Origin of the sequence: Paeniglutamicibacter sp. ZC-3 (genome assembly GCF_025847175.2) — a bacterium.
GTDB classification, from domain to species: domain Bacteria; phylum Actinomycetota; class Actinomycetes; order Actinomycetales; family Micrococcaceae; genus Paeniglutamicibacter; species Paeniglutamicibacter sulfureus.
In genome coordinates this window covers 28,698-49,729 of sequence record NZ_JAOYTG010000026.1, presented here as the reverse complement: position 1 = coordinate 49,729, position 21,032 = coordinate 28,698, and the positions used below count along the sequence as shown (strand labels likewise).

Here is a 21,032-nt window from a genome sequence, read left to right as displayed (position 1 = left end):
TGTCAGGCGTGGGTGGACAGGACACTGGGCGCGAACGGGCTGTTGCCGCGGACCCCCAGGTCGTGGAAGAGACCGCACATGAGCTGCAGTCCCTGTCGGGCGATCGGTTCGAGCATGTGTTCGTTCGGGGCATGCTGGAGGCATCCGGGATACGAATGCGGGATCCAGAGGGTTGGCAGGCCAAGGGTCGATTCAAAGACGGCGTTGGGCAGCGAACCGCCGATGTTGGGCAGGATGGTCGTCGGCAGGCCGGTGCTTTCGCGCAGGGACTCGGACGCCCAGTAAACCCACGGGTCATCGGGTTCGATCCTGCTTGCCGGAAAGCTGGTCAGCACCTTCGCCCTGACCATCGGGAAGCCCGCTTCGTTGAGTGCGCGCTGGACCTGGCCCTCGAGGTCCTGCACGTCGGTGCCCACAACGAAACGCAGTTGAAGGACGGCATGCGCGGTGCCGGGGATGGCGTTGACGGGGTTCTGCGGATCCGCCGCCCCGATGGCCAGCACCTCGAGGGTGTTCCACCCGTAGACGCGTTCGGCCGGGGTCAATTCCGGATCCCCCCAGCCGGCATCCACGTTCGGGTCGTCCCGACCCGTGGCGACCTGGATGCCGTCCAGCGCATTGCGCACAGCGGCGGGCAGGGCGGAAGGAAGCAATGCGGGGAGCTTGATCCTGCCGTGTCCGTCAACCAGCACGCCAATGGCGGCGGCGAGGGTGGTGGCGGGATTGCGGATCAGTCCACCCCAGTTTCCGGAGTGGTAGCTCTCCGTGCGCAGGTCGGCGGCGAGTTCGAAGGTGACTCCACCGCGGGCGCCGAGGAAGATGGTCGGGGCCTCGGCCGATAGCCGGGGCCCGTCCGAGGCGATGAAGACATCGGCGGCAAGCTCCTCGCGGTGGGCTTCGGCGAACTCCGCCAAGTCCGGGGAACCGATTTCCTCTCCGGACTCGAAGAGGAACACCACGTTGAACCCGAGGCTCCCGTGCGCCTCGAGCAGGAATTCCAGGGCCTTGAGATTGACCAGGTGCTGGCCTTTGTTGTCCGCCGAGCCGCGCCCGTACCAGCGTTCGCCCTCGGCGCTGAGGGTGAAGGGATCCCTGCCTTCGTCCCACTGGCCCTCGTGTCCGTCGACCACGTCGGCGTGGCCGTAGCAGAGCATGGTCGGAAGATCCGGGTCCTCGATCCGGCGGCCGACCAGGAAGCTGTTGGCCCCGCCGTTCCACTCCGCGTGGATCCGGTTATCGAAGCCCATGCGCTGGAGCCGGGGAGCGATCTTGTCGGTGAGGTATGAATTCAATTCAAGGCGGTTTGCCGAGTTGGTGCTGACGGTGCGATGCCCGACCAACGCCGCCAGCTCCGAGAAGAATCCGCCGCCATCGACAAATGACGCCGCCTTCTTCAAGATTTCCTTGCGATTGCTCATGGCCGCACATCCTTTTTGTTGTTGTATCGTGAATCACACTAAGAGCAGCGACGGGCATCCACCAGTAGCATTTTTCGCAACCTCGTTGACTTGAAGTCAAACCTGATGAAATGAGAATCGAATCGTGCAAATGCTGCCCACGTCCCTGGTCTACTTCCATGAAGTGGCCCGCACCGGCTCCATCACCGATGCTGCCGAAGCGCAGCATGTCTCCGCCTCGGCCATCAGCCGGCAAATCACCCAGCTTGAGCACTCCACGGGGGTCGCGTTGTTCCGCCGCCACCCGCGCGGAATGCAGCTGACAGATGCCGGGGTGCTGTTGCTTGCCCACACACGCCGCAGCGAGGCGGAGGCCGAGGAACTGCTGGGCGAATTGCGTGAACAGGCCTCGGGCAAGCAACGGACGCTTGAAATCGTCAGCTCCGAGGGCCTGGCCGCCTATCGGGTGCCGTCGGCCATCGCCGCATTCTGCCGGGAACACCAGGACGTGTCGATCCAGCTCACGGTGCTTCCGTCGCCGGAGGCAACGCGCCGCATCGTCGATGGGAGTGCAGACGTGGCCATGATCTTCGCCCTGGGTCCGCAGCGCGACGTCACCGTGGAATTCTCCTGCCCGGCACCCGCCTACGCGGTGGTCGCCGACGACCATCCCCTGGCCGCGCATGCCAAGGTCTCACTGTCCGAGCTTTGCCAATACCCGCTCTCGCTTCCCGCCAAGGGCATCAGCCAGCGGGAGCTGTTCGATATTGCCGCCCAAATGGAGGGACTGGTCCCCCGCATTGCCATGATCACCGACCATATCAATCCGGCCATGGAATTCGCCCGATCCGGCGTCGGGGCAACGTTGCTGAGCCATTTTGCCCGGCGCGAGGGCCTCACCGACGGGCTGCGTTTCATTCCGGTTGACCACCCGGCGCTCGGCGAGCGCCGGGCACAGATCCTCACCATGCCGAGGCGCCGTCAATCGGCATTGGCCGCGGCATTCATCCAAACCATGACCAAGGTCCTGCGCCAGGACTAACCAGCCGCCGCGGGCCGTCGGGGGAGGTTACTTCAGCAGCGCGACGTCGGACACCAAGTCGATGTGGGCCTGCATGGCCGCGGCGGCGGCCGCCGCGTCGCCATTCCTGATGGCCCGCGCGATCACCTGGTGCGATTCAAGCGAACGCTCCGGGCGGCCGGGCTGCCCCAGGGACTCGAGCCTGGTCTCAAGCACCATTTCGGCAATGAAGGTCATGAGCTGGGCCAGGACGCGCGAGTGCGCGGCGGCGGTCACCGCCTCGTGGAAGAGTTCGTCGCCGCGTTCACCACGGCCTCCCTTGGCGATCTCGCCCGCCATGACCTCCAGGGCCTCGTAGATCCGCTCGAGGTCGGCGTCGGTGCGTCGCTCCGCCGCCAGCGCCGCGAGCTTCACCTCCAGCGTGCTGCGCGCCTCCACGATTTCGGGCAGCCTGTTTTGGTGCTCCCGGAGGTCGCGCAAGACGGTGGCGATGCTCGGCCGGTAGACCAACACCGCGCCGGTCCCGTGCTGCACGTCGATAACACCCAGGACCTCGAGTGCCACCAGCGCCTGGGCGATCGTCGCCCGCGAGACTCCCAGCTGGTCGGCGAGGTCCCGCTCGGCCGGCAGGTGGTCGCCGGGCCCCAGCTGCTCGGATTCGACGTAGCCGAGGATCTGTTTCATCAGCTGCTCGTAGAGCCGCGGACGCGCCACCTTGCCCAGCGATGCAGGCTTTTCCCGAGCCACGATAGACCTCCCAGCGTTCAAGTGTTGACTCCAATCTACACCGGACGCCCATTGACAAAGACACCTACTGTCTAGGAGGCTAGTCCAGTGACACCGTGACGCGACTCACACCATTGGATCTGAACAAAGGAATCGCATATGTCCCCCGCCGTTATTTCCATCATCGTCCTGGCGGTGATGTTCTTGATTGCCACGGTGCTCCCCATCAACATGGGGGCACTCGCATTTGTCGGCGCGTTCCTGTTGGGCGCGGTCTTCTTGGGCATGGATTCCAAGGACATCCTGGCCAGCTTCCCCGGGGGTCTGTTCCTCACCCTGGTGGGAGTCACCTATCTCTTCGCCATAGCCCAGAACAACGGGACCATCGACCTACTGATCAACAAGGCAGTGAAACTCGTCGACAACCGGATCGCCCTGATTCCGTGGGTCATGTTCATCATCACCGCGGCCATCACCTCGGTGGGCGCCCTGGGTCCCGCGGCGGTGGCCATCATGGCACCCATCGGCCTGAGCTTCGCCGCCAAGTACAAGATCAATCCGCTGATGATGGGCATGCTCATCGTCCACGGAGCGCAGGCCGGCGGGTTCTCCCCCATCGCCGTCTATGGCGTCATCGTCAACGGGCTCATCGCCGAAACCGGTTTTGCCTTCAGCCCCACCGCACTCTTCCTCTCCAGCTTCATCTTCAACCTGGTCATTGCCCTGGTGCTCTTCATCGTCTTGGGCGGAAGCAAGCTCGCCGGATCCCGCGCCGGGCAGCTGGCCGAGCGCGTTGCGGAGGCCCGCCTGGAGGTCTCGGTCGGTGCCCGCACCGCCGACGTCGACTTCAAGGGTTCCGGCAGCGGAACCTACGGCCCCCGCGACCCGGCCGGCGACGGCGCCGCCGCGACCAAGTCCTCCGGCGAGCGCTTCCCGCAGGTCATGACGATCCTGGGCCTGATCGCCCTGGCTGTCATTGCGCTGGGCTTCAAGGTCGATGTGGGCTTCGTGTCCATCACCATCGCCGTGATCCTGGCACTGGTGAATCCCAAGGCGCAAAAGGGAGCGGTCAACAAGATCAGCTGGTCCACCGTGCTGTTGATCTGCGGAATGCTCACCTTCGTCGGGGTCCTCGAGGAAGCCGGCACCATCGAGTACGTCTCGGACGGCGTCGCGAACATGGGCATGCCGCTGCTTGCTGCGCTCATGATCTGCTACATCGGCGCGGTGGTCTCGGCGTTCGCCTCGTCCACCGCGATCCTCGCGGCACTCATCCCCCTGGCGGTCCCGTTCCTCGATTCCGGTTCCGTCAGCGCCGTGGGCGTGGTCTGCGCCCTGGCGATCGCGTCCACCATCGTGGATGTCTCGCCGTTCTCCACCAACGGTGCCCTCGTGCTAGCCAACGCCCCCGAGGGTACCGACAAGGACCGCTTCTACAAGCAGATCCTGGGCTACGGCGGCATCGTCGTCGCGGTCGGGCCGCTGCTGGGCTGGGCCACCCTGGTCCTGCCCGGCTGGCTCTAGGCGCCGACCTCCCCCTTCCACTTGCCCCAATTCACCACCAGTCACAAGGAGTCTTCGTGAGCACCACCGCGTACAAGACGCTGCCAACCATCCCCGCCACGGCCACCGGCCCGCTGAGCGGATACACCGTGCTGGACCTGACCGGCGCCCTGGCCGGCCCACATGCGGGCATGATGATGGGGGACCTCGGTGCCCGCGTCATCAAGGTCGAGTCGCCCGGGACCGGGGACGACACCCGCAGCTGGGGCCCGCCGTTCGTGGGACCCGAGGACAACCCGCAGGCCACCTACTTCCTGTCCTGCAACCGCAACAAGGAGTCCATCGCCCTGGACCTCAAGAGCAAGGAGGGCAAGGAAACGCTCTCCCGGCTCATCGAGCGCTCCGACGTGCTGATGGAGAACTTCCGCACCGGCGTCCTGGAACGCCTGGGATTCGGCGTCGAGGCGCTGCACGAGCTCAACCCCCGGCTGGTGATCCTCTCGATCACCGGATTCGGGCACGACGGCCCCGAATCGCACCGCAGCGGATACGACCAGATCCTGCAGGGCGAGGCGGGCCTGATGTCCCTGACCGGGTCCGGGCCCGATGACCCGCAGCGGGTGGGCGTCCCCATCGCCGACCTGCTCTCGGGAATGTACGGGGCCTACGGTGCCCTCGCGGCCCTGCTGGAACGCGAGAAAACCGGGAAGGGGCAGGTTGTCCGCACGTCCCTTCTGGCCGCCATCGTCGGCGTCCACGCCTTCCAGGGCACCCGCGCCACCGTGGCCGGCCAGGTGCCCCAAGCCCAGGGCAACCACCACCCGTCCATCGCCCCCTACGGGCTGTTTGGCTGCCGCAACGGCAAGGTCCAGATCAGCGTGGGCAGCCAAAAGCTGTGGCTGGCCTTCGCCGCGGCCTTCGGGCTCGAGGGTACCCGGCCGGAATTCGCCACCAATGCCGACCGCGTCAAAAACCACTCACTTCTCCTGGCCGAGATCGAGGCGGCCTTCGCGCACCACGAGCCGGCGGACCTGCTGGCGAAACTGGATGCCGCCGGCATCCCCGCCGGCAAGGTCCGCACGCTGGACGAGGTCTACGCATGGGACCAGGTCGCCTCGCAGGGCCTGATGATGGATGTTGAGCACCCGGTGCTGGGCAAAATCACCCTGCCCGGCCCGCCACTGCGCTTCTTCGACCCCGCCACCGAGGCAGAGACCACCCGGACGGCACACACCGCTCCCCCGGTGCTGGACGCCGACGCCTCCTCCATCCGCACCTGGTTGGACGAGGAAACGGAGGCACGGCCGTGACCGCTACCGAACTGAAGGCGAAGCGCATGACGGCAACCGAACTGATCGACACGGTCCTGGATGCGGGATCGTTCGCCTCCTGGGACGCCCCGGTCCGGCGCCCGGTCATCGGCGAAAAATACGCCGCGGACCTTGCCGCCGCCGAGGCCAAGAGCGGCGTCGATGAATCGGTGCTCACCGGCGAGGGCCTGATCCGGGGCCGCAGGGTGGCGGTCATCGTCTCCGAATTCCGGTTCCTCGCCGGCTCCATCGGGCAGGCCGCCACCGAACGCATCACCTCGGCCATCGAACGCGCCACCGCCGAGGGGCTGCCACTGCTGGCGGGCCCGGCCTCCGGCGGCACCCGCATGCAGGAGGGAACCCTGGCTTTCCTCGGGATGGTCGCCATCACCGATGCGGTGCGCCGGCACAAGGAAAGCGGGCTGCCCTACCTGGTCTACCTGCGCCACCCCACCACCGGCGGGGTCATGGCCTCCTGGGGGTCCCTGGGGCACATGACGGTGGCCGAGCCCGGCGCGCTGCTCGGGTTCCTGGGCCCGCGGGTGTTCGAGACCCTCAACGGCACCGCGTTCCCGCCCGGCGTCCAGGTGGCGGAGAACCTCTACCGCAAGGGGCTGATCGACGCGGTCGTGACGCCGGAGGAACTGCCGGCGATCGTCGACCGCGCCCTGCGGATCCTCACGCCCACCCAGGGGCCGGACCCGGCCATCGTGCCGGAGGTACGTGCCGGGACCCCAAGCGACGCGAGCGCCTGGGACTCCATCCTGATCAGCCGCAACCCCCGGCGCCCGGACCTGCGCATGTTGCTGGCCGCCGGGGCGGTCGATGCGCTGCCGTTGAACGGCACCGGCCAGGGAGAAAAGGACCCGGGGTTGATCCTGGCCCTGGCCAGATTCGGGCAACAGTCATGCGTGGTGCTGGGCCACCAGCGCCCGCGGCACAAAGACACCCCCGCGATGGGCCCCGCCTCGCTGCGCGAGGCCCGCCGCGGCATGCAGCTGGCCGAGGAACTCCAGCTGCCGCTGCTGACCATCATCGACACCGCCGGGGCGGCGCTGTCCAAGGAAGCGGAGGAGGGCGGACTTGCCGGGGAAATAGCGCGGTCGCTCAACGAGCTCATCGGCCTGAAGGCGCCGTCCGTGTCGGTGCTGCTGGGCCAGGGAACCGGCGGCGGGGCACTCGCGCTGCTGCCCGCTGACCGGATCATTGCCGCCCAGCACTCGTGGCTCTCCCCGCTGCCCCCGGAAGGAGCCAGCGCCATCATCCACCGCACCGCGGACTTCGCCCCGGAGGTCGCCGCCGAACAGGGCGTCGAGGTCGCCTCGCTCGCACGCATCGGCCTGGTGGACCGCGTGGTCGAGGAACGTCCGGATGCATCCCTTGAACCGCGGGAATTCTGCACCCGGATGGGGCAGGCCATCGAGCTGGAGCTGGCCCATGCCCGTGCGATCCCGGAAAACGAGCGCTTGGCCCGGCGCCGGGCAAAGTTCCGGACGCTGGGCGCCTGACGGGACACACCCCGGTGCCCGGTCCCTTCGGGGCTGGGCACCTGCTTGTGTCCGGCCCATATTCAGACCAGACTCGAGGTAAAGGGGCGACGCCCACGCCCTCATCCGCCCGGAGGAGCCAAGCCATGTCGCATCACAAGAAGCGCCGCTATACCGGAAAGGTGCCCCACCCCCTTGCCGCGGGGCACGCTCAGATACTCGAGGTCGCCATGGAAGCCGGCCGCAGGGCCGGGCGAAAGGCCGCAAAGAAGAAGTTGAAGCGGGCTTCCCGGCATGACGGAACCAAGCTCTCCAAGGCATTGCGTGAATCGGTGCTGCGGGACGCGGAGAAGGCAGGTGGCAAGGCCGCATACGCGGCCGCCGCCAAGGCAATCCGGAAGGCCGGGCACCGGATCGCCGTTCCGACGGACCTGCACCAATCCACCGGGTCGCCGCTCGCGCCGGGCCCGATCCATGAACCCATGCCGGTCCCCAGGCGGCGGATCAGCGGTTCGCAGATCGTGATGGAAGTCCTGCGTGTGGAAAGGCCCAGCCGCAGCATGGTGCGCATCGTCGCCGGCGGGGAAGGTTTCGACGACTTCGAGTCCAACGGCGCGGCCGACCAGTACGTCAAGCTGTACTTCGCGAACCCCGCCCTCGGGCTGCTGGCGCCCTACGACATGCGTTCGCTGCGCAAGACGCTGCGGCGCGAGGACTTTCCTGCCTCCCGTTCCTACACGATCCGCCGCCACGACCCGGTGGCCCGGGAACTGGCCATCGAATTCTTCATCCACGAGCCCGCCGGTCCGGGCGCCGCCTGGGCAGCGGCAGCGCAGCCCGGCGACCAGCTGGTGCTCTCCAAGTCCAAGGGCAAGTTCCGTCCCGATCCGAAGGCCGAGCAGCACCTCTACGCGGCAGACGACGCGGGGATCCCGGCCATCGCCGCGGCGCTGGAAATGCTGCCGCGCACGGCATCGGGGCGGGTCTTCCTCGAAGTGGAGGGCCCGGAGGACGAACAGGAGTTCGACCTACCCCTGCACATGGAACTCACCTGGCTCCACCGCAACGGCGAACCCGCGGCCGTCAGCAACCTGTTGGCCGACGCGCTGCGGGACATCCCGGCTCCGCATGGACGCGTCGAGGTTCTGGCGCTGGGCGGGCGCGACGCGGTGCGCGACATCCGCAAGCTGGCCTCGCACTGGGACATCGAGCAGCGCAACATCCACGTTTCCAGCTACTGGACCGCGCGCCGCCCCGGGCGCATGTGGCCGGTGCTGGCCGCCGAGGGTCCCCGCACCGAGTCCAAACAACAGACCGGCGGGACGGTCGATTAGGCGGACGGAAGGCCCCGGGTGATCTGCGACAGGGAACGGTTCACCTGGAAGACCTTCCCGCGGATACCGGTAATCCCCCATCCTGCCAGCCTGGCGCTGTGCATCTCCAGGTACGCCCGGGCGTCTTCCTCCGCGGTGAACAGGTAGACTCCCCCGGCTTCGCCCGTCTCGCTGTTCTCGGTCCACAGCTTCCAGATCAGGCCGGGTTCCTGTGCGATGCTGTGGGCCAACTCGGCATAGCCTTTGGCCATCTCATCTCCAAAGGGCCCGTCCGTGGGGAAGTCGACCTGAACCATCCACAGGCTCTCTTCCGACCGGAGGGCGTCATTATTTGTAGCAGTCATTGTTTGGGTTCACTTTCCATGGTGGCGAGCACGATGTGCCGCAGTTGAATGAGTTCCGAAGTCCGGCAGGGCGGACGATTGTCACAGGCATCAGGGCCAAGCCCCACACTATCGGGGGCGTGCCACACGCAAAAAGAGGCCCTGCGGTGCGGTGCGTCAACTATTGACGCTACGCACGGTTTCGTTCATTGTCGCCCGGTGAAGCCTGGGCAACGACGACGCAGTCCAGGGCCGGGCGGAGTTTGCCGGCCACGGCCCTGGTTCTGGTTTCAGCGGACAAGATGGACATGCCCTCAGCGCGCAGCCAGCCGGCCACCTGGGCCGGGGTCTGCAGCACTGCGGGATCCTGCGGACCTCCAGTCCCATGCTCGAGGTTGGAGGCATCGTGGCTGACAAACAGGAAACGGCCACCCGGGGCCAGAGCCCCGGCCGCGGCGGTCACCGCTGCCTGGAGCTGCGTTACCGGCAGTTGCAGATAGGCAACGAGCACCAGGTCCGCGCTTCCGGGCTCCGGTGTGATGGCGGTTGCGTCCTGCACGATCCACTCGATGTTCTCGTCCAGAGCCTGTGCCGTCGCCACGTTGCGTCCCACCTCCAGGCCCGTGGAAGAGAAATCAACGGCCTTCACCTTCCAGCCCCGGTCGGCCAGCCACAACGCGTGGCGTCCCTCTCCCGCGGCCAGGTCCATCGCCCTGCCCGGCGCCAGCGCGCCAAGTTCCTGCACCACCCAGACATTCGGTGCGGCGCCCCACACTCCGGCCGGGTCGGCATACCTGCGGTCCCACGCCGTCGCGTCAAGCGGTCCTGTTGTTCCAGTCATCAGCCAGCTCCTTCATCAGTGGTGCCCATCGTGCTTGCTGCCCACCACGGGGATGTCGACGGTCGCATGGCGCCATGATATCCCCGGGCAAACGTTGTTCGAACCTACGCGCATTGCTCCGCCGGCCATTGCCGAGATCGACGGCGGTCGCGCTGCCTTGGACTCATCGTGTTTCGGCGTCTTCGGGCTTTGCAGGGGATGCAATCCGTCGACGCAGCGGGCACGCGGGGACGGCGACCCAGCAGAGGGTCGCGGTCGCGGCGAGGGCGGCGGCGGTGACGACGAGGATGAGGTTCGCCGGTGCCGGCAGTTCCTGAAAGAGCACGAAGACGCCCATGCCAAGCACGAAGAAGCCAAAGCCCTTGCGCAACGATGGTTCGGGGATGCGTCCGGCGAGCCGGGCACCAATGAATGACCCGAGGATCGCGGCCGTGGTGACCCCGCCGACCAGCGCCCAATCCAAGGAGACCGTGGTGAGGTATCCGCCGAGTCCGGCGAAGGACTTCATGGCGATGACGATCAGCGAGGTGCCGACGGCCACCGGCATGGACAGTCCGCCGAGCAGGGCGAGCGCGGGCACGACGAGGAAGCCGCCGCCGGCGCCGACCAGGCCGGTGACCAACCCCACGACCAGGCCCTCGAGGACGACCTTGGGCACCGGGAGCTCGCCGTCGTGGGCCTCGGACGAGGGGACCTTGCGGCCGCGGATCATGGCCAGGGAGGTGGCGACCATCATCAGCGCGAAGGCGAGCATGAGGATGGTTGCGGGGATGTGGCCGCCGAGCAGGCCTCCTCCGAAGGCCCCCGCCATGCCGGCGCCCCCGAAGACCAGCCCGGTGCGCCATTTCACGCGTTTCTTGCGGGCGTGGTCCACGGCGCTGACCGCGGAGGTCGCGCCGACCACGAAGAGCGAGGCGGCGATGGCTTCCTTGGGGTTCATGCCCGCGACATAGGTGAGGATCGGGACCGTGAGGATGGATCCGCCCCCGCCGAGCAATCCGAGCGAGAGTCCGATCAGCACCGACAGCAGGAGGGTGAGAGCGAGGGTAAGGGTCATGAAGAAAGTCCTTGCGGGGTCGGGGGTCGGCTCTGCGCGCGGCGGGTGGGGGCCGTCGGGGAGTTTTCGCTAGGTGACGGGCAGGTCGGCACGCTGCCAGGCGTTCATGCCACCGTCCATGTTGTCGGCGATGAATCCGGCGTCCGTGAGTGCGTCGGCGACGCGGGTGCTCCGGTTGCCACTGCGACACACCACGATGACGGGACGGAACCGGTCGATCTCCTCCAGCCTGTTGCCCAGCTCCCCCATGGGGATGTGGATGGCGCCGGGGATCATGCCCTCGGCAACTTCGAAGTCTTCGCGGACGTCGAGGATCTGGTCCTCGCTGCGGCGCCGGTCGGCGTCGACGACGGTGATATCGGGCATGGTTGTTCCTTTGGCGCGTTGAGGAGTGAGTGTCTTTCCTGACCCGGGATGTCAAGCCCGGGGCGGGAGTGGGTTGGGGAAAGGCCGACGGAGCCGGCAGAGGTGGTGTTAGGAGCTCCTGCCGGGCAGCTGGGCGATGACCGATTCACGGGTTGGCTCGTTGCCGGTCTTGTTCCACGGCATCTTGGACAGGGCCTTGCCCATGGCGCAGGTATTGGTGGCAGCCGAGAAGGTCAGGCCCGCACCGATGACACCGGCAACGGTGCGCAGTTGCGGGGAGAGGAACTTGCCCCCGGCCAGCCCGGCGACAACCAGGGAACCGGCGGCCATTCGCACCTGGCGTTCCAAGGCCCAGCGCTTGGAACCCTGGACGGTTTCTCCGCCGGCCTGCTGGTATCCCGGCACGCCCCCAACGAGGACATGGGCATCGTTGAAGCCGACTCCGGCGAGCTTTGAGCGGGCCTCGGTGGCGCGCACGCCCGACTGGCAGACAAGTACCACCTTGGTGTCGAGTCTCGCGGCAAGCTCCGCGGTGTGCTCGGCCAGCAGCGGGAGTGGGACATTGTAGGAGCCCTTGATATGCAGGCTTTCGAATTCGGCAGCGGAACGCACGTCGAGAACCACGACATGGTCGCCGGAGGCAATCCACTCGTTGAGCACTCCGGGGCTGGTGGTCTGGGGAGTCGTGTTCATGGCTTTGGGGCCCTTTCCGCCGGGCAGGGTGCCCGGCCGGTCCCGCGTCCGGAAGGGATGATGCGGGACCGATTTATGCTGGTCGGGTGGTAGGGGTGTGTGGAGCGCCTAGGCGTCCTGCGCTTGCTTCCAGGCGTTCCATCCGACGTAACTGCCCTCGAGCTCGATGACCTCGTGTCCGGCGCGGCGCAGGGCGGAGGCTGCCACGGAATTGCGGACGCCGGACTGGCAGTAGCTCACGATCACGCCGTCGGACGGCAGCTGGTCAGTGTGCCACAGCACGCGGCCGGCGTTGAGCTGTTCGGAGCCCGGGATGTGCCCGGCGGAGTGCTCGGACTTGTTGCGCACGTCGAGCACCATCGCCGCGTCGAACCGCGCCAATTGGGCGGGGGCCAACGTCTCGGGGGTGTAGGTCGGAAGACCCTCGAACGAGGTCACGTAGCCGGCGACGTTGTCGATGCCCACGCGGACGAGGTGGTCCCACATTTCGGTGGCCGTTTCGCTGCCGGGTGCCAACAACACCAGCGGGCGCTGGTCGGTTTCCGGGTCCATGGCCCAACCGCCGTAGCTGGCTGCCTTGTTCCCGGCCGGGATGTTCAGCGCCCCCACCACGGTGCCCTTGTGGACCTCGCTGTGGTGGCGGGTGTCGACTATGCCGATTTCGTCGGCCGCCAGTGCCTCAACGACATCGGAGCCGGATAGCTCGACCAGCGGTGCGCGTTCGCCCATGATGGCCGGTCCCTGTCGGTTTTGGCGCTTCATCCGGCCAAAGTAGGCGTGGGCGTCGGGCTGCCCGTCGAGCAGGGTCTCAATGAATCCGGTCTCATCGTTTGCCGCGAGGTAAGGGCCCCACCAGGAGAAGTTTCGTTCATATCCGACGGTGGAGGACGGAATGGCGCCCAGCGCCTTGCCGCAGGCACTGCCTGCACCGTGGCCCGGGTAAATCTGTACATAGTCGGGCAGGGTCAGGAACTGCTCTTTGAGCGAGACAAACAGGTCGTGCGCCCCGGCGAAGCGGGTGTCGGTGCCGCCGGCTGCCTCGTCGAGCAGGTCTGGGCGGCCCAGGTCACCCGAGAACACGAAATCTCCCGTGAGCAGGAAGCCCGGTTCGTCGCTGAAGGCGCCATCGGTGATCAGGAAGGAGAGGTGCTCCGGGGTGTGGCCGGGGGTGTGCAGGGCCTTGAGGCTGATGTTGCCGAGCTTGATGGTGGACTGGTCAAAGAGGCGTTCGGCGTCGAATTCATACTGCCAGTCATCGCCTCCCTCACCTGAAACGTAGATCGCCGCGCCGGTGGCGGCCGCCAGTTCACGGGTACCGGACAGGTAGTCGGCATGGATGTGGGTTTCCGTGACGGCCGTGATCTTCATGCCGTTCTTCGCGGCAAGGTCCTGGTACACCTGAATGTCGCGGCGTGCGTCGACCACGACAGCCTCGCCCATTGCCTGGCAGCCGATGAGATAGCTGGCTTGCGCGAGGTCCTCGTCATAGATGCGTTCGAGAAGCATGATCTCTCCTTTTGGTTGCGTGAATCAAAAACAATACCCCCGGGGGTATCTCGCCACCACAAACAATAATACCCCTGGGGGTATCCGTCAAACGATCCATCGGCCAGCCCCCGGGGGCGCCCTCTGCGCAGAAAAGCGGCGGTCGACACCATGTGTGAATGATGCCGACCGCCGCCGGACCTTGGATGGTTGGGCTTAGCGGCCAAAGAGGCGCGCGAAAAACCCACCGCCCTTGCGGGATTTCCTCGGGGCACTTGGATCGCAGGTGCAGCGCTTGCTGCGTGGCACGTGGGCCATGACCTGCTTGACATGCTGGCCGCATCCGGTCCAGGTGGTTTTCTGGCACTTGCGGCATTTGATCGCACGGCACATGTGGCGGCTCCTCGCGTCTGGGGTTATCGAGGGCCCATTTGCTCCCTCTGCATTCGAGTATGACACATACCCCCGGGGGTATTTAAAATCACTGTCCCCGAATCACCGAAAAACCCCCGGGGGTATAGAATTGATAAAACCAACACCCGGGAGGGACCCACCATGGAACTTGAAGCGGACACCATGAAACCGGCCATCAACAGGCTCAAACGGGCCCAGGGCCAGCTGAACGCGGTGATACGCATGCTGGAGGAAGGCGGTGACTGCCGCGCGGTGGTTACCCAGCTTTCCGCCGCCTCCAAGGCCATCGACCGTGCCGGGTTCTCCATTATCGCCACTGGCCTCGAGCAGTGCCTGAAAAGCGAGGACCCTGCGGCCGACCGCGCTGACATGGAAAAGCTCTTCCTCTCACTTGCATAGTTCCCAACCAGCCAACGCCGCAGAATTACTTCAATGCCTTCAAAATGCATAGGCAAAATAATTCACGCGACCGTATCGTAATTCCTTAAACCCGGGAACCCTCGGTGACTGTTTCCGAGACGACTGGCCTCTCGGATTCGGCTGAAGGTCCTGCCGATGCCGACGTTTAGCCGCCACTGGTGGTCTCAGTTCAGCATGGCAAGAAGGATTTCGTCCGCCGCCCGAAGACCGGAACGCACGGCCCCGTCCATGTAGCCGTTCCAGACGGACGAGGTCTCCGCGCCCGCCCAGTGGATGCGTCCGACGGGAGCCGCCAGGGCCTTGCCGTACTGCGTCCAGGCGCCGGCACCCAACCGCCCCCCGTAGCAGCCGCGGGTGAATTCCTCCGCCGTCCAGTCCTGCTCCACGATGTCGAAGGGCTTCGCCGCCTTCGGCCCGAAGTACTTCACCAGGTCCGCGACGACCAGCGCACGGCGCTCCGCCTCGCCCAATGGGCTGGCGGTGCGGGCATGGTGGCCCTCCAGGAAGCCGACCAGCACTCCGCAGGACCCGTCGCGCGGACTGTTGTCCAAGACGACGTTGAAGGGGTCATCGAAACTCCACACCGTGCCGCTAAGCCCCTCCTCGCGCCAAAACGGCGTGTCGTAGCCAACCTGGAACTTGATCACGGCCCCGGCCGGCATCTGCTGGGTAAGTCCGTCGCGCAACGAAGGCAGCGGCGGATCGTAGCGCAGGCGCCCGGCAAGCGTCTGCGGGATGGCGACGATGACGTGCCCGGCCGTGAGACTGCCTCCCTCGTACTCGACCACGACCCCGGACTCGTCCTGGCGGATGGTCCGCACCACGGCGTTGAGCCGCACCGACTCCCCCAGCGCCTCGGCCATCCGCTCGGAGATCAGGTGCGTGCCGCCCACGACCCTCGACTCCTGCGCACCGCCCGTGGTGGTCATCAGCGATTCCAGGCTGGTTCCCGACTTGACGTAGAACAGGAAATGCAGAAGCGAAAGCTCCGGCGACTCGGCCGAGAACAGCGAAGGCACCAGCAGTCGGAAGAAACGATGGGCCAGCGCGTCGGAGGTGTTCTCAACCACCCACGAGTCCAGGGTCTGCCGATCCAGGTCCCCGGCTCCTGCCGTTTCCCACGGCTCGCCCAAGGCCACCGTGGAGGCCATCGCCTCCAGCTCCTCCCAGAGCCGGTTCACCTCCGCGGCCGTTTCCGGCGGAAGGCCATAGGACTTGTCCGCGTAGCGCACCAACTTCCCGTCATACGCGGTCAGCGACTCGCCTTCGTCAAAACTGGTGAAGGTCTCTAGCCCCAGTTCCTCGATCAGCCCCAGCACCGCATCCTGCGTCGGGCCGACCCATTGGCCGCCCAGCTCCACCGGCTCCCCATTGCTCAGGAAGCCGCCCATATTGCGCCCCGCCACCCGGTCGCGGGCCTCCAGCACTGCCACGGACCGGCCTTCCGCCACCAACTTCCGGGCAGCGCTGAGACCGGCCAGGCCCGCACCCACGACAACTACGTCCACATCAAACATCCAAAACCTCCACTAGGTCATTGCCTTGGCCACAACACCGGCGCGTTAAACGACTTTGTCCCGGGGCGCTGGCCCCGGGACAAAGTCAGCGGATCTAGCCGGCGACCGGTGCGAACGCGGCGCGTCCCTGGACAGCGGAGGAGCCGAGGTCGCCCTTGGGCAGCTCGGCGCCGCCCTCGACGGACGTCACCCAGGCGTCGGCGGTGGCGACGGTGGCGAAGTTGGAGTGCAACAGCACCATCAGTGCTTCGTGCAGCTGCTGCGCATCGACCTGGCCAGCCTCGTTGGCGAGGTGAACCGCTCCGCTGGCGTCGGAGAGGATCTCCACGCCGAAGCCCAGCGGTTCTGCGGCCGCGGCGGTGGCCAGGTCGCAGTTGTTGGTCATGTAACCGACCAAGGTGATGGTGTCGATCTGGTTCTCCCGCAGCCAGGCCTCGAAGTCGGTGCCGGCGAAGACGCTGGCGTAGCTCTTGACCAGGGACTTCCAGGAATCCTTGCGACGGGCCTCGATCTCCGGGTGCAGCTTCCAGCCCTCGGAGCCCTCGGCGAACACCGGCGCCCCTGCCGGGTACTGGTGCTGCACGGCTACGACGGGCATGCCCTGCGCGTTGGCCAGGTCGATGGCCCGGGTGATGTTGGCCAGGGAATCGCTGCGGTTGGGGTACTGGATGGCCAGTGGCCCTTCTTCGGCAAAGTAGTCGTTCTGCACGTCGACAATGACCAGTGCGCGGCGCAATTCAGCCATGGTGGGCTCCCATTCGTTGTGTTTGGTTGGTGATTCCAGCATGGCAGGGCCCGCTCGGGTACAGTGAGTGGCGTATATGCACATCTTCGATGGAAATGGGCCAGAATGAAGATCGCCATCCACGCCTTCGATGGCATGACCATGTTCCACCTCGCCACGCCCCTGCTGGTTTTCGGAGAGGTGGCCCGCCTGGGTCTCGCCCCGGACTGGACGACGGCGGTATTCAATGACACGGGGCAGCCGGTGCGCAGCGCCGAGGGCAACCTGATCGGCGACATTTCCGGACCGGAAACTGCAGCCGACGCCGACCTCGTGGTGTTCCCCTCCTGGCTCTCGGAGCTGCCCGATCCCTCCGGGGAACTGCTTCAGCTGATCCGCGAGGCACATGGGCGCGGGGCCGCCATCGCCGGACTGTGCCTCGGCGCGTACCCGGTCGCGTGCAGCGGCGTGCTCGACGGGCGCACGGCCGTGACGCACTGGGGAGCCGCCCGGGAGGTCGCGGCCAAGCCACATGCCGCGGAATTCAACGATTCAGCCCTCTACATCGACCACGGCGACGTGCTCACCTCGGCCGGCACCGCTTCGGCCCTGGATGCCTGCCTGCACATCGTGCGCACCCGCCTCGGCTCGGCGGCCGCGGCCACCGTGGCGCGCCAGATCGTCATCGCCCCGCACCGCGACGGGGGCCAGGCGCAATACATTGCGCGCCCGCTGCCGGATCCCGAGTTGGACGGGCCGCTGGGCCGGACCATTCAATGGGCGCTGGCGAACCTGGACCAGGACCTCGAGGTGGACGCCATGGCGGCCCACGCCACGATGAGCAAGCGCAACTTCACCCGCAGGTTCAAGGAGGTCACCGGGCTCTCCCCCGCCCGTTGGGTGCTCGGTCGCCGGCTCGACGATGCCCGCCAATTGCTGGAAACCACCAACTGGAGCATTGCCCGCATTGCCGAATCCTGCGGCTTCGGCAGCGCGGTAACCTTCCGCCAGAACTTCGTTTCCGCCTATTCCACCACGCCGACCTCATACCGCCACCGTTTCACCGCGCGCTGAGCGGCGTGCCGTTTACCCCGAGGCGGAGCCCGTGGCGCGACGGCGGTCGCCCAGCTGCAATGCGAGAATGACCAGGGCATAGGCCAACGCTGGAAGCAGGGCCCAGCCCCAGTCGCCGAACTCCACCTCGAACGCCTCGGCCGTCGCCCCGCCCATGTTGATCCAGGCGGCGAGCGGGACGGAGAGCGCCCAGGCCAGCCCCACGGCGAGCATGCAGGTGCAACGGGAGGTGAGCCCGAGGAACTTCGCGCCCAATGCGCTGAACAGCGCGGCCAACACCACGAAACCGAAGGCCACCAGCAGCAGGGTGTTGACCATCCGGAATTCGCTCAGGCCGCCGTGGCCATTGCCGGCGAGCACGAAAAGGATCGCGCCGGTGAGGACTGCGGTCAACACCATCCCCAGGCAATTGACCCGCTGCCAGCTCGGGGCCGCCGAGTCCCTGCCCGAACCGCGGTCCAACGGGGTCGCGGAATACGCCTGCGTCCTGTTTATCCCCACCATGGCGCTCCCCCGGCTCGAAGTTGTTCGGCCCCACGTCGATGTGGTGCGATGCGTGGTGCAAACCCGCACCACTCCAGCATATAGTCAACCTCTTGGATAAAGCGATTGGCGGGCCGATCCGAAGTTAAGAATACCGGGCCGCTCCGGCGATCCCCGCACCCTCAGCGCGGTCACTGACCAAGGAGACGCGTTGAAGGTGGCGGGAGAAGCCGGGGCGGCCCGGAAGTTGGAGGCGGCTCGGCGGCCTAGACCTCGCCGCGGCGAATCAGCTTGCCCTGCGGGGTCGTGAAGTCGACCTCGGTGCCGCGCACGAAGGTCCGGCGGACCTTGCCGGCCAGGACCTTGCCCTGGTACGGGGAGATCGGGTTCTTGTGGTGCAGCTTGTTCACGTCGACCAGGAAGCTGTCCTCGGGTGCGAAGAAGGCGAAGTCGGCGTCGTTGCCCAGCGCGATCGCACCCTTGTGCTGCAGGCCGGCGATTTCCGCCGGGCGCTTGGACATCCAGTCCAGCACGGTCTCGAGCTTGATGCCGCGACGCTGGGCCTCGGTCCAGATCAGTGCCAGGCCCAGCTGCAGCGAGGCGACCCCGCCCCAGGCCACGCCGAAGTCGCCGTTCTCGACGTCCTTGAGGTCGATGGTCGAGGGCGAGTGGTCCGAGACGATGCAGTCGATGATCCCGTCCTCGAGTCCCTTCCAGAGCAGTTCGCGGTTGGAGGCCTCGCGGATCGGCGGGCAGCACTTGAACGCGGTGGCGCCGTTCGGGATCTCCTCGGCCAGCAGCGTGAGGTAGTGCGGGCAGGTCTCCACGGTCAGCTTCACGCCGTCGCGCTTGGCCGATTCGATCATCGGCAGGGCGTCGGAGGAGGACAAGTGCAGGATGTGGGCGCGGGCGCCGGTCCAGCGGGCGCGCTCGATGACCTCGGCCACCGCCACGTTCTCGGCGCCGCGCGGGCGGGAGGCCAGGAAGCGGTCGTAGTGGTCGCCCTCGGCGTTCGGCGCGCGATCGATGGCGCGCGAATCCTCGGCGTGGACCAGCATCATCGAGTCGAAGGACACGATCTCGGTCATGTCCTCTTCCATCTCGTCGGGCTCGAGGTAGGGGAATTCCTCGACGCCGGAGTGGAGCAGGAAGCACTTGAAACCGGAGACGCCGGCGTCGTGCAGCTCGCGCAGGTCGGACTTGTTGCCCGGGATGGCCCCGCCCCAGAATCCGACGTCCACGTAGGCCTTGGCCCGGGCAGCGTCCTGCTTGAGCTCGAGGGCCTCGACGTTGACGGTCGGCGGGATCGAGTTCAGCGGCATGTCCACGATCGTGGTCACCCCGCCCGCGGCGGCGGCCTTGGTGGCGGACTCGAAGCCCTCCCACTCGGTGCGCCCCGGCTCATTGACGTGCACGTGGGTGTCCACCAGGCCCGGGATCAGCACCTCTTCGACGGAAAGCTCGATGAGCCGCGCGCCGGAGAGGTTGTTGCCCAGGGGCTCGATGGCCACGATCTTGCCGTGGCGGATGCCGATTTCGCGCGCGACGGTTCCGGCGCCCGTGACGATCCGCTCGCCGCGGATCACCAGGTCGAAGTCCGCGCCTGTGTTTTCTTCGGTCCGTGGCGTCGTTGCCTCGGTGAGCTCGGTGTTGCCCATGGTCTCGTCCTTAGATCTCGTGCGTTGGAAATGCGGTGGAAAGCGGGTGTTACGCGGGGGCCGCGTGGGTGGCCAGGAATTCTTCGGCCAAGAGGGTTGCCGCCCGTTGCACAAGTGGTCCACCCTCACTCATGCAACGGGCAACATCGGGTTCCAGCTCGAGCAGCGACCTGACAGCGGCGAAGCCCGCACCGGTTGCCTGCTCGGCGGAAAGTTGGTTGCGTCCACAAATTGCGTAGACGGGAATGCCGTGGGCGGCGGCCAGCTGGGCCACGCCCACCGGCGTCTTGCCTTCCAGCGACTGGGTGTCGAGGCTGCCCTCGCCGGTGAACACCGCGACGGCCCCGGACAGTGCTTCTTCGAGTCCGGTCAGCTCCAGCACCACGTCGATGCCGCGGCGCCGGGTGGCTCCCAGCACGGCCATCGCGGCGAAGCCCACGCCGCCGGCGGCCCCGGCCCCGGCGGCTGCGGCAAGCGCGTTGATGTGCCCGGGGCCGAATTCACCGCCCAGCACCTGAGCCCAATGCCCCAGCGCGGCATCCAGCGCCGAAACCAGCTCCGGGCTTGCGCCCTTTTGCGGGGCGAAGACGAAGGCTGCGCCGTTGGGCCCGGTAAGCGGGTTCTCCACGTCGGCGGCGAGGGTGAAGGTGGTCGTGGCGATCCGCGGATCCAGTGCATCGAGCTCGACGCGCTCCAGGGTGCCAAGCGCACCGCCGCCCAGCGGCAGCTCGTTGCCCTGCTCGTCCAGCAGTCTGGCGCCGAGTCCCTGAAGCATGCCGGCCCCGCCGTCGGTGCAGGCGCTCCCGCCCACGCCGAGGATGATCTGGGTTGCCCCGGCGTCGAGGGCCGCGGCGATCAGTTCGCCGGTGCCGAGGCTGGTGGCCCCGAGCGCATCCTTCCCGCCGGGCAGCCGGTCCAGGCCGGAGGCCTCGGCCATCTCCACGACGGCCACTTCGTCCCGCAGGCCGAAGGCCGCGCGCACCGGCTCCCCGGTGGGTCCGGCGACCGTCGCATGGTGCAGCTCGAAGCCACACTGGGCGGCCGCGGCGAGGGTTCCCTCGCCGCCGTCGGCGACGGGCACCGCGAGCGTGCGCGCCCCGGGCATTGCCGCGCGCACCCCCGCCTCGATGGCGGCGGCAACCTGCGCGCCGGTGAGCGATCCCTTGAACTTGTCCGGTGCCACTACTACCAACATGGTG

General features: G+C 67.0%; 20 protein-coding genes. 7 read left to right on the top strand and 13 right to left on the bottom strand.

All coding sequences use genetic code 11. The annotated features are described in order from the left end of the window. Positions 1-2 precede the first annotated feature (2 nt). Positions 3-1,418, bottom strand: a complete 1,416-nt coding sequence (locus OIU93_RS18905) for a M20 family metallopeptidase (RefSeq protein ID WP_264271605.1) — start codon at positions 1,416-1,418, stop codon at positions 3-5. A gap of 130 nt (positions 1,419-1,548) precedes the next feature. On the opposite strand from OIU93_RS18905, the gene OIU93_RS18900 reads away from it, so the two are divergent. Beyond that, the gene (locus tag OIU93_RS18900; protein ID WP_264271619.1) at positions 1,549-2,439 is read left to right on the top strand and encodes a LysR family transcriptional regulator; all 891 of its coding nucleotides are present in this window, start codon (positions 1,549-1,551) and stop codon (positions 2,437-2,439) included. Positions 2,440-2,466: 27 nt separating this feature from the next. Here OIU93_RS18900 and OIU93_RS18895 read toward each other — a convergent pair whose 3' ends face one another. After that, positions 2,467-3,168: a FadR/GntR family transcriptional regulator gene (locus tag OIU93_RS18895; RefSeq protein ID WP_372342969.1), complete on the bottom strand. Its 702-nt coding sequence runs from the start codon at positions 3,166-3,168 to the stop codon at positions 2,467-2,469. A 135-nt stretch (positions 3,169-3,303) separates the two neighbouring features. Between OIU93_RS18895 and OIU93_RS18890 the strand changes: the two genes are divergently transcribed. The 4 genes from OIU93_RS18890 to OIU93_RS18875 all read left to right on the top strand — a co-directional run bounded on the left by OIU93_RS18890 (position 3,304) and on the right by OIU93_RS18875 (position 8,778). After that, positions 3,304-4,668, top strand: coding sequence for an SLC13 family permease (locus OIU93_RS18890; RefSeq protein ID WP_264271603.1), 1,365 nt, complete (start codon positions 3,304-3,306; stop codon positions 4,666-4,668). 56 nt (positions 4,669-4,724) lie between these two features. Then, on the top strand, positions 4,725-5,957 hold the full coding sequence (locus OIU93_RS18885; RefSeq protein ID WP_264271602.1) for a CaiB/BaiF CoA-transferase family protein: 1,233 nt from the start codon (positions 4,725-4,727) through the stop codon (positions 5,955-5,957). A 26-nt stretch (positions 5,958-5,983) separates the two neighbouring features. After that, on the top strand, positions 5,984-7,465 hold the full coding sequence (locus OIU93_RS18880) for an acetyl-CoA carboxylase carboxyltransferase subunit alpha/beta (RefSeq protein ID WP_264271618.1): 1,482 nt from the start codon (positions 5,984-5,986) through the stop codon (positions 7,463-7,465). A 125-nt stretch (positions 7,466-7,590) separates the two neighbouring features. Further along, positions 7,591-8,778, top strand: coding sequence for a siderophore-interacting protein (locus tag OIU93_RS18875; RefSeq protein ID WP_264271601.1), 1,188 nt, complete (start codon positions 7,591-7,593; stop codon positions 8,776-8,778). On the opposite strand, the gene OIU93_RS18870 is transcribed toward OIU93_RS18875, so the two are convergent. From OIU93_RS18870 to OIU93_RS18845, 6 genes are all read right to left on the bottom strand, one after another. Beyond that, positions 8,775-9,122, bottom strand: a complete 348-nt coding sequence (locus OIU93_RS18870; RefSeq protein ID WP_264271600.1) for a monooxygenase — start codon at positions 9,120-9,122, stop codon at positions 8,775-8,777. The two genes, OIU93_RS18875 and OIU93_RS18870, sit on opposite strands and share 4 nt — an antisense overlap. A gap of 169 nt (positions 9,123-9,291) precedes the next feature. Next, positions 9,292-9,942, bottom strand: a complete 651-nt coding sequence (locus OIU93_RS18865; protein ID WP_264271599.1) for a bifunctional 2-polyprenyl-6-hydroxyphenol methylase/3-demethylubiquinol 3-O-methyltransferase UbiG — start codon at positions 9,940-9,942, stop codon at positions 9,292-9,294. 163 nt (positions 9,943-10,105) lie between these two features. Further along, the gene (locus tag OIU93_RS18860; protein ID WP_264271598.1) at positions 10,106-10,999 is read right to left on the bottom strand and encodes a sulfite exporter TauE/SafE family protein; all 894 of its coding nucleotides are present in this window, start codon (positions 10,997-10,999) and stop codon (positions 10,106-10,108) included. 69 nt (positions 11,000-11,068) lie between these two features. Continuing rightward, positions 11,069-11,365, bottom strand: a complete 297-nt coding sequence (locus OIU93_RS18855; RefSeq protein WP_264271597.1) for a rhodanese-like domain-containing protein — start codon at positions 11,363-11,365, stop codon at positions 11,069-11,071. 108 nt (positions 11,366-11,473) lie between these two features. After that, complete coding sequence (locus OIU93_RS18850) at positions 11,474-12,058, bottom strand: rhodanese-like domain-containing protein (RefSeq protein WP_264271596.1); 585 nt, start codon at positions 12,056-12,058, stop codon at positions 11,474-11,476. Between the two features lie 108 nt (positions 12,059-12,166). Next, entirely contained in the window at positions 12,167-13,564 is a 1,398-nt protein-coding gene (locus OIU93_RS18845) for a rhodanese-like domain-containing protein (RefSeq protein WP_264271595.1), read from the bottom strand. Positions 13,565-14,098: 534 nt separating this feature from the next. On the opposite strand from OIU93_RS18845, the gene OIU93_RS18840 reads away from it, so the two are divergent. Continuing rightward, the gene (locus tag OIU93_RS18840; RefSeq protein WP_149619517.1) at positions 14,099-14,356 is read left to right on the top strand and encodes a metal-sensitive transcriptional regulator; all 258 of its coding nucleotides are present in this window, start codon (positions 14,099-14,101) and stop codon (positions 14,354-14,356) included. Between the two features lie 185 nt (positions 14,357-14,541). On the opposite strand, the gene OIU93_RS18835 is transcribed toward OIU93_RS18840, so the two are convergent. Continuing rightward, a complete protein-coding gene (locus OIU93_RS18835; RefSeq protein ID WP_264271594.1) occupies positions 14,542-15,894 on the bottom strand; it encodes a flavin monoamine oxidase family protein in 1,353 nt (450 codons plus the stop codon). 94 nt (positions 15,895-15,988) lie between these two features. Continuing rightward, a complete protein-coding gene (locus OIU93_RS18830; protein WP_264271593.1) occupies positions 15,989-16,639 on the bottom strand; it encodes a cysteine hydrolase family protein in 651 nt (216 codons plus the stop codon). 105 nt (positions 16,640-16,744) lie between these two features. Here OIU93_RS18830 and OIU93_RS18825 point away from each other — a divergent pair, with 105 nt between their 5' ends. Continuing rightward, positions 16,745-17,692, top strand: coding sequence for a GlxA family transcriptional regulator (locus tag OIU93_RS18825; protein ID WP_264271592.1), 948 nt, complete (start codon positions 16,745-16,747; stop codon positions 17,690-17,692). A gap of 12 nt (positions 17,693-17,704) precedes the next feature. Here the strand turns inward: OIU93_RS18825 and OIU93_RS18820 are convergent, their stop codons facing one another. The 3 genes from OIU93_RS18820 to OIU93_RS18810 all read right to left on the bottom strand — a co-directional run bounded on the left by OIU93_RS18820 (position 17,705) and on the right by OIU93_RS18810 (position 21,028). Further along, positions 17,705-18,196, bottom strand: coding sequence for a hypothetical protein (locus OIU93_RS18820; protein WP_264271591.1), 492 nt, complete (start codon positions 18,194-18,196; stop codon positions 17,705-17,707). A 245-nt stretch (positions 18,197-18,441) separates the two neighbouring features. Continuing rightward, positions 18,442-19,833, bottom strand: a complete 1,392-nt coding sequence (gene allB / locus OIU93_RS18815) for an allantoinase AllB (protein WP_264271590.1) — start codon at positions 19,831-19,833, stop codon at positions 18,442-18,444. A 49-nt stretch (positions 19,834-19,882) separates the two neighbouring features. Beyond that, entirely contained in the window at positions 19,883-21,028 is a 1,146-nt protein-coding gene (locus OIU93_RS18810) for a glycerate kinase (protein WP_264271589.1), read from the bottom strand. Between the last annotated feature and the right edge of the window lie 4 nt (positions 21,029-21,032).

What these genes read in the sequence shown, in the direction of transcription:
- OIU93_RS18905 (WP_264271605.1), bottom strand. Translation starts at nt 1,418, where the DNA reads ATGAGCAATCGCAAGGAAATCTTGAAGAAGGCGGCGTCATTTGTCGAT.
- OIU93_RS18900 (WP_264271619.1), top strand. Translation starts at nt 1,549, where the DNA reads ATGCTGCCCACGTCCCTGGTCTACTTCCATGAAGTGGCCCGCACCGGC.
- OIU93_RS18890 (WP_264271603.1), top strand. Translation starts at nt 3,304, where the DNA reads ATGTCCCCCGCCGTTATTTCCATCATCGTCCTGGCGGTGATGTTCTTG.
- OIU93_RS18880 (WP_264271618.1), top strand. Translation starts at nt 5,984, where the DNA reads ATGACGGCAACCGAACTGATCGACACGGTCCTGGATGCGGGATCGTTC.
- OIU93_RS18875 (WP_264271601.1), top strand. Translation starts at nt 7,591, where the DNA reads ATGTCGCATCACAAGAAGCGCCGCTATACCGGAAAGGTGCCCCACCCC.
- OIU93_RS18870 (WP_264271600.1), bottom strand. Translation starts at nt 9,122, where the DNA reads ATGACTGCTACAAATAATGACGCCCTCCGGTCGGAAGAGAGCCTGTGG.
- OIU93_RS18865 (WP_264271599.1), bottom strand. Translation starts at nt 9,942, where the DNA reads ATGACTGGAACAACAGGACCGCTTGACGCGACGGCGTGGGACCGCAGG.
- OIU93_RS18860 (WP_264271598.1), bottom strand. Translation starts at nt 10,999, where the DNA reads ATGACCCTTACCCTCGCTCTCACCCTCCTGCTGTCGGTGCTGATCGGA.
- OIU93_RS18855 (WP_264271597.1), bottom strand. Translation starts at nt 11,365, where the DNA reads ATGCCCGATATCACCGTCGTCGACGCCGACCGGCGCCGCAGCGAGGAC.
- OIU93_RS18850 (WP_264271596.1), bottom strand. Translation starts at nt 12,058, where the DNA reads ATGAACACGACTCCCCAGACCACCAGCCCCGGAGTGCTCAACGAGTGG.
- OIU93_RS18845 (WP_264271595.1), bottom strand. Translation starts at nt 13,564, where the DNA reads ATGCTTCTCGAACGCATCTATGACGAGGACCTCGCGCAAGCCAGCTAT.
- OIU93_RS18840 (WP_149619517.1), top strand. Translation starts at nt 14,099, where the DNA reads ATGGAACTTGAAGCGGACACCATGAAACCGGCCATCAACAGGCTCAAA.
- OIU93_RS18835 (WP_264271594.1), bottom strand. Translation starts at nt 15,894, where the DNA reads ATGTTTGATGTGGACGTAGTTGTCGTGGGTGCGGGCCTGGCCGGTCTC.
- OIU93_RS18830 (WP_264271593.1), bottom strand. Translation starts at nt 16,639, where the DNA reads ATGGCTGAATTGCGCCGCGCACTGGTCATTGTCGACGTGCAGAACGAC.
- OIU93_RS18825 (WP_264271592.1), top strand. Translation starts at nt 16,745, where the DNA reads ATGAAGATCGCCATCCACGCCTTCGATGGCATGACCATGTTCCACCTC.
- OIU93_RS18820 (WP_264271591.1), bottom strand. Translation starts at nt 18,196, where the DNA reads ATGGTGGGGATAAACAGGACGCAGGCGTATTCCGCGACCCCGTTGGAC.
- allB (WP_264271590.1), bottom strand. Translation starts at nt 19,833, where the DNA reads ATGGGCAACACCGAGCTCACCGAGGCAACGACGCCACGGACCGAAGAA.
- OIU93_RS18810 (WP_264271589.1), bottom strand. Translation starts at nt 21,028, where the DNA reads ATGTTGGTAGTAGTGGCACCGGACAAGTTCAAGGGATCGCTCACCGGC.